General features: G+C 63.4%; 12 protein-coding genes, 1 other RNA gene and 1 other annotated feature. Of the genes, 6 read left to right on the forward strand and 7 right to left on the reverse strand.

The genetic code is table 11. The features are described 5' to 3' along the window. Positions 1 to 24 precede the first annotated feature (24 nt). The gene (locus CJD35_RS14255) at positions 25 to 666 is read left to right on the forward strand and encodes a prolyl hydroxylase family protein (RefSeq protein ID WP_017184567.1); all 642 of its coding nucleotides are present in this window, start codon (positions 25 to 27) and stop codon (positions 664 to 666) included. Positions 667 to 747: 81 nt separating this feature from the next. On the opposite strand, the gene CJD35_RS14260 is transcribed toward CJD35_RS14255, so the two are convergent. The 5 genes from CJD35_RS14260 to CJD35_RS14280 form a co-directional block, all read right to left on the reverse strand. Further along, the gene (locus CJD35_RS14260) at positions 748 to 3,453 is read right to left on the reverse strand and encodes a TonB-dependent receptor domain-containing protein (RefSeq protein ID WP_017184568.1); all 2,706 of its coding nucleotides are present in this window, start codon (positions 3,451 to 3,453) and stop codon (positions 748 to 750) included. 92 nt (positions 3,454 to 3,545) lie between these two features. Beyond that, complete coding sequence (locus CJD35_RS14265) at positions 3,546 to 5,135, reverse strand: hypothetical protein (RefSeq protein WP_086485712.1); 1,590 nt, start codon at positions 5,133 to 5,135, stop codon at positions 3,546 to 3,548. Between the two features lie 244 nt (positions 5,136 to 5,379). Beyond that, on the reverse strand, positions 5,380 to 5,763 hold the full coding sequence (locus CJD35_RS14270; RefSeq protein WP_380789171.1) for a tetratricopeptide repeat protein: 384 nt from the start codon (positions 5,761 to 5,763) through the stop codon (positions 5,380 to 5,382). 328 nt (positions 5,764 to 6,091) lie between these two features. Next, positions 6,092 to 6,447, reverse strand: a transfer-messenger RNA (tmRNA) gene (gene ssrA / locus CJD35_RS14275). Between the two features lie 98 nt (positions 6,448 to 6,545). Then, on the reverse strand, positions 6,546 to 6,782 hold the full coding sequence (locus tag CJD35_RS14280; protein WP_017184572.1) for a hypothetical protein: 237 nt from the start codon (positions 6,780 to 6,782) through the stop codon (positions 6,546 to 6,548). 223 nt (positions 6,783 to 7,005) lie between these two features. Here CJD35_RS14280 and CJD35_RS14285 point away from each other — a divergent pair, with 223 nt between their 5' ends. After that, the gene (locus tag CJD35_RS14285; protein WP_017184573.1) at positions 7,006 to 7,596 is read left to right on the forward strand and encodes an anthranilate synthase component II; all 591 of its coding nucleotides are present in this window, start codon (positions 7,006 to 7,008) and stop codon (positions 7,594 to 7,596) included. A gap of 24 nt (positions 7,597 to 7,620) precedes the next feature. On the opposite strand, the gene CJD35_RS14290 is transcribed toward CJD35_RS14285, so the two are convergent. Both CJD35_RS14290 and CJD35_RS23435 read right to left on the reverse strand, forming a co-directional pair. Then, positions 7,621 to 9,111: a SulP family inorganic anion transporter gene (locus tag CJD35_RS14290; RefSeq protein WP_026002665.1), complete on the reverse strand. Its 1,491-nt coding sequence runs from the start codon at positions 9,109 to 9,111 to the stop codon at positions 7,621 to 7,623. A 14-nt stretch (positions 9,112 to 9,125) separates the two neighbouring features. Next, complete coding sequence (locus tag CJD35_RS23435; protein WP_017184575.1) at positions 9,126 to 9,248, reverse strand: hypothetical protein; 123 nt, start codon at positions 9,246 to 9,248, stop codon at positions 9,126 to 9,128. Further along, positions 9,176 to 9,231, reverse strand: a sequence feature (sul1 is cis-regulatory element that is thought to sense ions involved in sulfur or methionine metabolism; They are found in Alphaproteobacteria). It overlaps the preceding gene by 56 nt. A gap of 117 nt (positions 9,249 to 9,365) precedes the next feature. On the opposite strand from CJD35_RS23435, the gene trpD reads away from it, so the two are divergent. From trpD to CJD35_RS14310, 4 genes are read left to right on the forward strand one after another with little or no spacing between them, the layout of a single operon-like run. Next, entirely contained in the window at positions 9,366 to 10,358 is a 993-nt protein-coding gene (gene trpD, locus CJD35_RS14295; protein ID WP_017184576.1) for an anthranilate phosphoribosyltransferase, read from the forward strand. Further along, the gene (gene trpC / locus CJD35_RS14300) at positions 10,355 to 11,146 is read left to right on the forward strand and encodes an indole-3-glycerol phosphate synthase TrpC (protein ID WP_017184577.1); all 792 of its coding nucleotides are present in this window, start codon (positions 10,355 to 10,357) and stop codon (positions 11,144 to 11,146) included. Before trpD ends, trpC begins: the two co-directional genes overlap by 4 nt. Beyond that, positions 11,143 to 11,613, forward strand: a complete 471-nt coding sequence (gene moaC, locus CJD35_RS14305; protein ID WP_017184578.1) for a cyclic pyranopterin monophosphate synthase MoaC — start codon at positions 11,143 to 11,145, stop codon at positions 11,611 to 11,613. The genes trpC and moaC overlap by 4 nt, the downstream gene beginning before the upstream one ends. After that, the gene (locus CJD35_RS14310) at positions 11,610 to 12,794 is read left to right on the forward strand and encodes a molybdopterin molybdotransferase MoeA (protein ID WP_086485714.1); all 1,185 of its coding nucleotides are present in this window, start codon (positions 11,610 to 11,612) and stop codon (positions 12,792 to 12,794) included. Before moaC ends, CJD35_RS14310 begins: the two co-directional genes overlap by 4 nt. Positions 12,795 to 12,854: the final 60 nt, after the last annotated feature.

Here is a 12,854-nt window from a genome sequence, read left to right on the forward strand (position 1 = left end):
TCTCAGGCCATGCTTGCGAGTATTATGTCCGATCATCCCGCCGCCCCCGATGCCGATCCTGCGTGGATCGCCAGCCATGCCCGCGTCCAGCGCGTCCCCAGCCGGGATCTGACGCTGTTCATCCGGCGCGATTTTCTGTCCGCCGCCGAATGCGCGGCGCTGATCGAGCGAATCGAAGCAAATCGCCGCCCGTCCACCATCGCGGATGCCAATGGCGACGGCTATTTTCGCACCAGCGAAACCTGCGACCTGGATCATGGCGACCCGTTCGTGGCGACGATCGACGCGAAACTGGCGGCCTTTGCCGGGATCGACCCCGCCTATGGCGAACCGATCCAGGGTCAGCGCTATGATGTGGGGCAGGAGTTCAAGGCCCATACCGACTATTTCGATCCCAAGGGTGCGGACTATCCCAAATATTGTTCGGTCGCGGGTAACCGCACCTGGACCCTGATGGTCTATCTGGACGAACCCAGGGCAGGCGGCGCGACCCGCTTTCCCAAAATCGGCAAGACCATCCAGCCGGAAACCGGCAAGTTGCTTGCGTGGAACAACCGGATCGCGCCGGGCCAGCCCAATCCCGCGAGCCTCCACCATGGCATGAAGGTTCGCGTGGGCGTGAAGAATGTCATCACCAAATGGTATCGCGAAAAGCCATGGGGATAGCCTGACGCAAAAAGACCGGCCCGCCAGAAGCGGACCGGTCGTCTTGTCGGTGACGGGACCGCCTTCGCGGCCCCGTTCATGTCAGAAAGCCACCGTCATCGATGCAGCGATGGTCGTGCCGATCTTGTAGCGGTTATAAAAGACGCGGTTGCCGTCCTGTTCCTGGAACTCCTGGAACTTGCGGCCCAATATGTTGCGCGCCTCGAACTTCACTTCGCTGTTGATGCCTCCCGGCAGCTTGACCCCCTGGCGCGCCACGAAGTCGAGCTGGATCCCCGGCCGTTCCTTGATGTCGGGCTGAAGGTTGGGACCACGGCTGGTCACGCGATCGCTGGCATAGGTCAGCAGGAACGTCTGCTGGGACAGCGTATCGGTGTCCTCCAGCCCCAGTTGCAGGTTGACCAGATGGTCCGACTGGCCCGTCAGCGGCACGCCGTTCAGGAAGAAGTCGGACGCCGCCGGCGGCTCCCCGGTCGTGTAGGTATAGGGAATGGTCGTGTCCCCGGCGCCGACCTTCAGCTTCGACTGGGTGTAGGTATAGTTGCCGATCAGCGCGATGCGGCGGCTGACGAAGAAGCTGGAATCCGACAGGGTATCCAGCGGCACATATTTCTGCACTTCCACTTCCGCGCCATACAGGGTCGCTTCGGGCGCATTGGCGAAGCTGGTCGTGACATTATAGGTGTCGGTGATGGTCGTGTAGGTTTCGATCGGATTGTCGATCTTCTTGTAGAAGGCCGCCGCCGTGATCCGTTCATCCTTGCCCATATACCATTCGGCCCGGATGTCCGCATTCCACAGCTGGCTGTCCTGCAGGAACGGGTTGCCGCGGAAGAAACGGTTGGATTCGGTGTCGAGATAGGGCTGGGCGATCAGTTCGCGGAATTGCGGGCGGGCGATGGTCTTGGACCCGCTGGCGCGCAGTTGCAGACCCTTGGCCGCTTCGAACGTGAAGGTCACGGCAGGCAGCCAGTAATCCTTGCGGATTTCGTTGAACGGCGTCAGCCCGGTATTGTACACGTCAACACCCGTCACCGACATTTCGCCCTTTTCGTAGCGAACGCCTGCGTTGACCGACAGGCCGGCAAACAGGTCCGCCTGCACCTGGGCATAGCCCGCATGGGTGCGCAGCGCCGCGTCATAGACCGGATAGTTACCCGAAAATTCGAGCAGGCCGAGATCGTAGAGCTGGATCGTCGCATCCGACAGCAGATAGTCGGGGCGCAACTGCTGCACCGGCACCGGCAGGTTGACGGCATCGAAATGCAGCTCATAGCGCGACGAACGACGCTTTGTGTCGTTGAAGGCATAACCCGCCGTCAGCGAGAAGCCCGGCGCGATCTTGTAGCTCCAGTCGACGCCGGCGAACCACAGATCTTCGTTGAGGTCGCTGAAGGTGACCGACGCATCGCCGCGCTGACGATTGAGCGCATTGACGAAACGGTCGCCAACAGGATCGGTCGCCAGGTCGCGATTGCTGCGGACGTAAGTGAATTCGCGCTCATAGGGCGCTTCACGCTGCGAATTGGCGAAGCCACCGCGCATGTCGAGGCTGAGGGCATCGGAGAGTTTGAATTCACCGACCAACTGGGTGTCGATCAACTGACGCTCATACCAGCCGGTGCTTTGCGTCAAATAGTCAGCGCCCTGGATCAAACCGTCATTCTGACCGATGGTCAAAGCGCTGCGCTTCAACGTGTCGCGAATATAGAGGTTGGTCCAGCGCAGCTTCTGCTCACCCAGTTCCAGGCCCAGGCCAAGAAGCCCGTTGACCGTGATTTCATTATCGGTCGCGACCTGCTGATAGCTTTTGCCAGCCCCCTGCGACACGTCCAGCGAGGATTGCTGGAGATTGTCGCGGGTGCGCCACTTGTTGCTGTAGGATGCGGTGGCGATCACGCCCAGCCGTCCGTCGCTGCCGACATCAACCGCCGTGCCGCCATTGAGCGACGCGGAAAAGTTGAACGGCAGGCTGTTGGTCCGCTGCACGACAGACGTGTCGGCATTCAGGAACTGCATCGCAATTGCCTGCTGATCCGTCCGGCTGATGTTCGGGAACGGGGTTCCGCTGGCAAACGCCTGCTTGAGCAGCGGCGGCACATCGCGCGAACTGTCGTCAAAGCCGGTCCAGTCGGACTTGGAGCCATAATGGGTATAGCCCAATTGGCCGGACGTTTCGGTGTTGGCCGAACTGCCAAAGCCGATTTCCAGATAGCTTTCGGCTGGAATCGCCTTGGTCGTCAGATTGATGACACCGCCGCCAAATTCGCCGGGGAAATTGGCTGAATAGGTTTTCTGCACCAGCGTCGATGCGATCACGCTGGTCGGGAAGATGTCGAGTGGCACGACGCGCTTCAGCGGTTCCGGGCTTGGCAGCGGCGAACCGTTGAGCAGCGCGAGCGAATAGCGATCGCCCAGGCCGCGGACATAGACATAGCCGCCGGATACGACCGACAGGCCGGTGACGCGCTGGAGCGAACCGGCAATATCGCCTTCGCCCGTCCGCTTGATGTCGGCGGCCGACAGCACGTTGACCACCTGCGGCGCGGCCTGCGACACGTTGGTCGTGCGGCGGCCGGTGACGACAATGTCCGCGCCGGGGATCGACACGTCGACATTGCCTGCATCGGAATCGGCCTGTTCGGCGGCGGTCGGCGTGCCGGATGTAACGGCACCGCCAGCATCCGCGCCGGTCGTGCCAGCGGGGTCGGTTTGCGCCAGGGCCACAGGTGCGACCAGGGCGGATGAAATCAGGAGCAGGCGCGCCAGGCTGAGCGGCTTCGACATGCTAGGGGTCCCCCTTTGGGAATTGCAGTGCAAAAGAAGGCGGGGAAGCGCAGATGCACGCTCCCCCGCCCCTGTTGAGGTCGTGGGTCCGATCAGGTCGTCGGGATCGCCGTGCAGCTCTTGCTGGTGCTGCCGAAGCTGGCAGTTGCCGAGTTGCAGGTCCAGCCGGCATACCAGGTGTCGCTGCTGTCCTTCACCGCACCGATATAGTTGGTGGTGGTGAAGGCACTGTCGATCGTCTTGGGGTCGATCGCCACTACAGCAGTTTCCGTTGCCCCGTTGATGAACAGGCTGGTCAGCGACGGGGTGTAGGTGAAGCTGCTGTTCGCTCCGGCAGTGAAGATCGACTGGACCAGCGCTGCATCGACGCCCGTGCCAGTGCCCTTGAAGGGCGTGCCGTTGCACTGCATCACAACCGAGATGTAGCGCGGCTTGCCGGCATCCTGAAGCGCGGTGTCAGCATCACGCACAGCCGCGGCGCCGTTGATGCGCAGGCAGCTCTGGTTGGGGCTGACGATGATGCCGTTGACCAGCGCCAGATCGGCGCCGCCGCGCAGCAGCATCGAAGCGCCGTCGTCGCCGGTGTTGGAACGCTGGATATGCGTGAAGTTGGCGACCTTCAGATACTGGCGGGGCAGCACATCTTCCCCGTTGTTGGAGGCCGAGCCACCGTTCGAGTCGGTTTCGAGGAAGGTGTCGCCGATATTATTGCCTTCCCGCTGAACCGAGATGACAAACTGCGCCGTGCCGCGGAAGCCGACATCGGTATCCAGATTGTCGTCTTCGTTCCCGGTCAGCACCAGATAACGCATGTTGGCCGAGCCACCAAAGGCTTCGATGCCGTCGTCGGAGCTGTTGTGGATCTGAATATGATCAAGAACCGTGCCAGTGCCGACGCCCGAAGGCGTGAGGCCTTGCAGTTCCTTGCCGTCAGCCAGCACGAAACCCGAATAGCGGATCTGGACATAGGACATGCGACCCGAACTGTCGGCGTCATTAGCGCCGCCATAGAGCGCGTTGCTGCTGCCTTCGGTGTCGCGCTCGCACGCCGTGGTGCCTGCCGCTGCGGCCGGAGCCAGACAGTCGGTGATCTTCGCGCGGCCCAGCAGCACGATGCCACCCCACTGGCCAGACGACTGGTCAGTCGTGGTCCCCAGCACGTTTTCACGGCTGGTGAAAACGATCGGCTGCGACGCGGTGCCGACAGCGTTGATCTTGTTGCCACGATTGACCGCCAGATAGGCGTTGCCGGTGGCAGCGAATACCGTGACGCCCGGATCGATCGTCAGCGTGACGTCGGTGTTGGTGCTGGCAGCGCCCTGGTCGGTGCCGACATCGACGCGGCCGGGCAGCGAATAGATGACGCCCGGAACCTTGGCGATCGCGGTCGTGCTGGTGAAGCGGGTCGGGAAACCGCAGTTGCGCCACGTATTGCCACCATCGGAAATGGTGCCGAGGTCTGCAAGCTGCGCGGAACCGGCGATGGTCGGGCAGTTGGCAGCCGGGGTCACGCCGGTCGGCGTGGGGGTCGGCGTAGGCGTAGGCGTGGGGGCCGGGGTCGGCGCGGGGATGACAATGGTGCCCTCGCCCGGCGAAGCGATGTCGTCAGCGCCGCAGGCGCTCAGGCCTACGCAGGCGCAGCTCGCCATCAGGATCGTGTGGATACGGTTAATCTTGGCCATGTCGTCTCCGCTCCGGTAAAATACCGGGATTGTTGCTGTGCGGAGCGCAGGGGATATGATTCGGACAACGCCCCCTGTCGCCCTCCGAAGGGGCAGTTAGGGACGTCCGGTGACAGGCTTGTTCTGATTTGGTGACGAAACAGCGTCACTAAAATGACAGTTTAGTGACTTCCGTTATGCTTTCATGACAAGGGCGCGGTTAAGCCCCGCGCCCCGTGCAATTGCTTGAAACAGAAAGCTTCGATCAGCGCGACGCATAAACCGGCGTCAGGCGGCTCATCGCCCGCCGCGCTACATCGCGCGAGGATTGTTCGCTGCCGTCGGCCATCACCAGCGTCATTTCCGGGGAGAAGCGCGCGGACCTATAGGCGGAGCGGGCGTCCACCATGCGCCCCATGCCCGCATAGGCATTGCCCAGGTTGATGAGGCGCGCGGGGTCATTGGCGCTATCGGGCCACACGGCCTTCAGCCGCTTGGCCGCCTTTGCATAATCGCCAGCCGTCAGGTCGCGCGCGGCAAGGCCGCCGTCGGGAACGCCGACCACGATCACATCCTCCGGCGCACTCTGCGCCATGGCAGGCGAGACGCAAGCGAGAGCAAAACCGGCGATGAGGGCGACCTTCAGCATCATATTTTCTCCAGCAAAACCTTTTGACTATAGCGCTGATTATTTCATTATGATGACATTTGAGCAATAGCGGTTCGATGGTCGAAAAAGGATTTTCTTTTCTGTAAAAACAGACACTTATGATTTTTTCTTCATACTGTCATAAAAGTGTAATCGAACGAGTGCGCAGAGTCGATAGCGATTCGCGCGGTGCTGGCCGGTTTCGCGCTGCGCGGCGACGGGCACAGGTTCAGCGTCAGGCAATCGACCAAGCGACGCCCGCCAAACGATGACAGCAAAGGGGATGAAGGTCCGGGAGGTTCTGTTGCCCGGCGCTCCCGGAGGCCGCTGAATTCCCTTCTGTTGCCCGGTGGGTTCAACCGCGCTATTTTAGAATGAAGTCAGGCCGTTAGGCCCTCATTCACGCTGCAATGGCGAGTGCTTCGTTATCGTTGGCACTTATGAGTTTTGCACAGTTTAACGGCTTACACGGGCCGGGTAAAAACATCGTCTTTGAACACACGTCGATCCTAGTTCGGCCCCGTCAGACATCCCGTTCAGCCCATGGGTCGACCGGGATATGTGGTGGAACCGCCGGGTACTGCCCCCGGGTCCGCTGCGTCTATTACACGACACAATTTATCACCATAGCCGGGCGAACCCGGCACGACCCATATGGGCGTAAAGTTGCGCCTTTTCAAGCCGCCGCATAAGGGAAGGCCGATGTGCATCGTGACAATGGCCTGGGCGGCCCATCAAGAGCAGCCGACTGCCGAGACCATGATGGCGTTCGCCTGGCCGCTTTAGCGCAGCACCGACCGAGGCTGGCGCGCGAGATGCAGCGAGGAGCGTACGACCGGCGACTCGATCAGCCTGGTTTTCATGAGGTCGCGCATCCGGTCGGCCCCATCAGGGTTCAGCATCACCACGCGGGCGCCGCCCGATGTCAGCGCTTCGATGGTGGATATAGCCAGCGCGTGCTTGGTGCAGAGCGCCTGCACATCGGCCAGCGGCGCGTCGACGTTGATCGCGCGGCTCATGCGTCGCGGCCGACGACAGGGGTGATGGAAAGACGAACATATTGGTCCAAGAGAAAGCGCCTTGCTGGCAAGCGGGAGCGCTGGTGTCTCTCGGTCACGCGAATGCTTGCGGGCAGGGTTCGCGTCGATAGGCTGGCTTTAGCAGAGGCATGTGTTCCCGTCGCGACATTTATGGCGCAGCCCGCTTCCCCTTGCGGCGCTGCCTCTCTATAGCCCTGATCCCATGATCCTCGTCATCGACAATTATGACAGCTTCACCTGGAACCTGGTCCATTATCTGATGGAACTGGGCGCGCGGGTGGAGGTCGTCCGCAACGACGCCATTTCGGCGGGCCAGGCGCTTTCCAGCGGGGCAAAGGCCTTTTTGCTCTCGCCCGGTCCCTGCACCCCCAATGAAGCGGGCGTCAGCCTTGATCTGGTCGCGGCCTGCGCCGACGCGGGCGCGCCGCTGCTGGGCGTGTGCCTGGGTCATCAGGCGATCGGCCAGCATTTCGGTGGCAAGGTGGTGCGCGGCGGCCTGATGCATGGCAAGACATCGCCCGTCACCCATGACGGCACCGGCCTGTTCGCCGGCATCCCCTCCCCCTTCACCGCGACCCGCTACCACTCGCTGATCGTCGATGATATTCCGGGCAGCCTGGTCGTCAACGCAACCAGCCAGGACGGTTCGGTCATGGGCTTTCGCCACGCGACGCTGCCGATCCATTCGGTCCAGTTCCATCCCGAAAGCATCGCCACGGAATATGGCCATGACATGCTGGCCAATTTCATGAAGATAGCGGGCATGAAGGTGAAGGCGCGCGAAGCGGCCTGAACGGGACCGCCTCCCACCCCATCTTCAATGCGGGGCTAGGCCGCTTTCCACGCCGGTCTTGTCATGCAGCGCGAAGCGATCGACAATGTCCGCGCTGGCGCGATTATAGCCGATCACATCGACCGTGCAGCCGTCGCGGCGCAGACGCGCGATGATCTTGTCGAGCGCGCCAACCCCCGAAATATCCCAGAAATGCGCGCCTGATACGTCGATCAATACGGGCGTCAATCCGTCTTCGGCCTGGAAGGCGCTGGTAAAGCGATCGACCGACGCGAAGAATATCTGGCCGACGACATTATAGGTCACATGGTCCGTCGACACTGTGCGTTCCACCGCGAACATCCGCCGAACCTTGCCTGCAAAGAAAATGCCCGACAGCAGGACGCCCGCCAGTACGCCCAGCGACAGGTCGCGTGTCGCGACCACGACAACCACCGTCGTCACCATCACCACGGACGATGTGGGCGGATGGCGGCGCAAATTGGCGACGGAATTCCAGCTGAACGTGCCGATCGACACCATGATCATGACCGCCACCAGCGCGGGCATGGGGATCTGCCCGACAAATGGCCCCAGCACCGCTAGCAAAAAGAGAAGGAATGCGCCCGATACAAAGGTGGAAAGACGACCGCGTCCGCCCGATGTCACATTGATCACCGACTGGCCAATCATCGCGCAGCCGCCCATGCCGCCGAACAGCGCCGCGACGATGTTGGCGCTCCCCTGCCCTGCACATTCGCGCCGCTTGTCACTGTCGGTATCGGTCATGTCATCGACGATCTGCGCCGTCAGCAACGATTCGAGCAGGCCGACAGCCGCCATCGTCAGCCCATATGGCAAGATGATCTGCAAGGTTTCGAGCGTGAATGGCACCATGGGAAAGGCAAAGCTGGGCAACCCCTCCGGCAACTTGCCCATGTCGCCGACGGTGTTGACGGACAAGCCCATGCCGATGCTGATTGCGCTCAACGCCAATATGGCGACCAGCGGCGACGGCACAGCCTTGGTCAGGCGTGGCAAAAGATAGATGATCGCAAGGCCGCCCGCGATCATGACGTAGGTTTCCCAGCCGACATTGGTCAATTGCGGCAATTGCGCCAGGAAGATCAGGATCGCCAGCGCATTGACGAACCCGGTAATCACCGACCGGGATACGAACTGCATGAGCAGGTCCAGCCGCAACAGCCCCGCAATGATCTGGACAATGCCCATCACGATGGTCGCGGCGAACAGATATTCGACCCCATGGTCGCGAACCAGCGGCATCACCAGCACGGCGACCGCAGCCGTGGCGGCTGAGATCATGCCTGGCCGACCGCCGGTAAAGGCCACGACCATCGCAATGACGACCGAGGCATAGAGGCCGACGCGCGGATCGACGCCAGCGATGATCGAAAATCCGATCGCTTCGGGAATGAGGGCGAGCGCAACGACGATACCCGCCATGACGTCCCGACGCGCAGCCTGTCCGTCACTGAACCATTGCTGGCGATAGCGTGTCAAAAAATCTGTCATCTGAAAATTCCACATCAGGGCATATCGCGCCGGACTACTGGCGCTGGCGTATGAACATGCGTGATGTTGTCCGGCGGATCGGCGGCCGGAATAGCCACCCGGAATTTCACCGGGTCCTTGCGAATGTCGCGGTTCATAGCGGGGCGACGACTGATTGCAAGGTCGGGCTTTGGCCGAGCAACTGGCCCCCACACGCAAAATTGCCGTCGCTCCCCCCTCGACTCACTACCCCGCTGATGATTAAGGCAAGCGCGATGACCAGCCTGCCCGATCCTTCCAGTCCGCTTGATGCGCAGGCCGCCGCCCGCGCCTTCGACCAGCTGTTCGACGCCGACCTTCCCGAAGCGGACATCGCCGCCTTTCTCGTCACCATGGCCCGGCGCGGCGAAACTGCGATCGAAATCGCGGCTGCCGCGCGGGCCATGCGCGCCCGGATGATCCCGGTCACCGCCCCGGCAGGCGCGATCGACGTGTGCGGCACCGGGGGCGATGGCCATCATACCCTTAATGTCTCGACCGCCGTGTCGCTGGTCGTCGCGGCCGCTGGCGTCCCCGTCGCCAAGCATGGCAACCGCGCGGCATCTTCCAAGGCGGGTGCAGCCGACACGCTCGAAGCGCTTGGGCTCGACCTGGACCGGGCGGCGGCCAGCGCCGAAAAGACACTGGCGGAGATCGGCATCTGCTTCCTCTTCGCACAAAATTACCATCCCGCGCTCAAGCGGCTCGGCCCGATCCGCAAGGCGATCGGCGAACGGACCATCTTCAACCTGATGGGACCGCTCGCCAACCCGGCCGGGGTACGCCGCCAACTGGTCGGCATCGCCCGCCCCGCCTATGTTCCCATCTATGCGCAGGCGCTTGCCGAACTGGGCGTCGACCGGGCCATGATCGTGTCGGGCGATGAAGGGCTGGACGAACTGTCGCTGGCAGGCGGCAACGACATTGCCGAAGTCGCGGGCCATGGCGTGGTTGCCATGCATCGCCTGTCCGCTGCCGATCTGGGCCTCTCCACTGCCCCGGTCGATGCGATCCGGGGCGGCGACGCAGCGCATAACGCCGCCGCCCTGCGCGCGCTGCTGCTGGGCGAACCGGGCGCCTATCGTGACGCCGTGCTGCTCAACGCCGCAGCCGCCCTTGTCGTGGCCGACGCGGTAGCGGACCTTAAGGAGGGCGTGGAGGAAGCGGCCGAGACGATCGACCGTGGCCTTGCCAATGCCCTGCTCAATTGCTGGATAGCCTATCAATGACCAACAAGCTGATCGAGATTTGCGATTTCAAGCGCAAGGATGTCGCCCGGCGCAAGGCCGCGACATCGCTGTCGTCGCTCCACGCCCGCGCCAGCGAACAGACGCCCCCACGCGGCTTTCGCAAGGCGCTGGACGACGCAGCCCGTTCCGGCTTCGGCTTGATCGCGGAGATCAAGAAAGCCAGCCCGTCCAAGGGGCTGATCCGCGAAGATTTCGATCCCCCCGCCCATGCGCAGGCCTATGCCGCTGGCGGCGCGGCCTGCCTGTCGGTGCTGACGGACGAACCCTATTTTCAGGGCCATGACGATTATCTGATGGCGGCCCGCTCCGCCTGCGCGCTTCCCGTACTGCGCAAGGATTTCATCGTCGATCCCTGGCAGATTTTGGAAAGCCGGTCGCTGGGGGCCGACGCGATCCTGATCATCGTCGCCGCCCTTGATGACGGGCAGATGGCGGAGATTGAGGATGCAGCGCTTGGGCTTGGCATGGACGCGCTGATCGAAGTGCATGACGAGGCGGAAATGGAGCGCGCGCTCAAGCTGCGATCCCGCCTGATCGGCGTCAACAATCGCGACCTTCGCGATTTCAGCGTCGATTTCGCCCGCACCTATGAACTGGTGGGCAAGGCGCCTGCCGGTTACACCTTCGTCGCCGAAAGCGGCCTTGGCAGCCATGCCGACCTGACCGCCATGGCCGATCATGGCGTGCGCTGCTTCCTGGTGGGCGAAACGCTGATGCGGCAGGCCGATGTCGAGGCGGCGACGCGCAGCCTGCTGACCGGCGCGTGACGGGCCTTACCCATCTCGACGCGGACGGCGCGGCGCGCATGGTCGATGTGTCGGCCAAGGCGGTGACCGCGCGGGAAGCGGTCGCCAGCGGCCGGATCGACATGATCGCCGATGCCGCTGCCGCGATTGCGCAGGGACTGGTCAAGAAGGGCGACGTGCTGGCGGTCGCGCGGGTCGCAGGGATCATGGCGGCCAAGCGCACGGCCGACCTCATCCCGCTTTGTCACCCGATCGCGCTGAGCAGCGTGAATATCGACTTCGATCTGGACGAAAGCGGCGTGACCGTCACCGCCACCGCGCGCACCGCTGGCCAGACGGGCGTGGAAATGGAGGCGCTGACCGCTGCCTCTGTCGCGCTGCTCACCATCTATGACATGGCCAAGGCGCTCGACAAGGGCATGGTCATTGGCCAGGTCCGCCTGATCGCCAAGAGCGGTGGCAAGTCGGGCGACTGGCGCGCGGCATGAGCCTGCTGCCCGTCGCCGAGGCGCAGGTTCGCCTGTTCGCCCTTGCGAGCCCGCTGCCAGCGGAAACAGCGCCGGTCGCCGCCTGCACCGGACGCTGGCTGGCCAGCGACCTACTGGCGCTTCGCGACCAGCCCTGGGCCGATCTGTCCGCGATGGACGGCTATGCCGTGCGTGCCGCTGAATGGCCGGGGCCGTGGCAAGTCACTGGCGAAAGCGCGGCTGGCGGCGCTGTGCCTGCGCCGCTGGCGCCCGGACAGGCCTGCCGCATCTTCACCGGCGCGCCCCTGCCCGCTGGCGCAGACACGATCCTGATCCAGGAAAATGCCATCCGCGAGCGCGACCGACTGACCGCCAGCGACGATCCCCTGCCTGTCGGGCGCAACATACGCCCGGCCGCGTCGGACTTTGCCACGAACGCCCTGTTGCTCGCCACCGGGACTACCCTTACACCCGCGCGCATCGCGCTCGCCGTGCTGGGCGGCCATGGGAGGCTGCCCGTCGGCCGCCGCCCCACGGTCGCGCTGATCTCGACCGGCAACGAACTCGTGCCCCCCGGCGCGCCGACCCCGGCGGGCAGTCTGCCCTCTTCCAATGCGGCCATGCTGGCGGCGATGCTGGCAACCCTGCCGTGCGACGTCGTTGATCTGGGCATCGTTCCCGATGATCTTGATGCCATGACGGCTGCGCTGAAACGCGCGGCGTCGGCGGACATCATCGTCTCTACCGGCGGTGCATCCGTCGGCGATCATGACATGGTCCGGCCTGCCTTTGTGCAGGCGGGGGGTACGCTCGATTTCTGGAAGATCAGGATGCGGCCGGGCAAGCCGCTAATGGCCGGTACCATTGCCGATGCCGTATTTTTGGGCCTGCCGGGCAATCCGGTCTCGGCCTTTGTCACCGCGACGCTGTTCCTGTTGCCGCTGGTGCGCCATCGCGCCGGATCGACCGCGCCGCTCCCGCGCCTGAGCGAGGCGCGCCTTGCCGCGCCGCTACCCGCGACCGGCGATCGCGACGATTATCTGCGCGCCTATCGGGGGGAGGCCGGGATCGTCTCCGTCACGTCGCAGGACAGCGCCGCCACGGCCGCCATGGCTATGGCCGACTGCCTGATTGTTCGCCCTGCCGGTTCATCGATCGCAGCCGCAGGCGACATCGTCACCATCCTGCCCCTGACGGACTGATCGACCGTTCGATTGGACCCGGTCCCCATGGCCGGATGCGCCGCTTCCGGTCCGTTGTTG

It is taken from the genome of Sphingobium xenophagum (assembly GCF_002288285.1).
Classification (GTDB): domain Bacteria; phylum Pseudomonadota; class Alphaproteobacteria; order Sphingomonadales; family Sphingomonadaceae; genus Sphingobium; species Sphingobium xenophagum.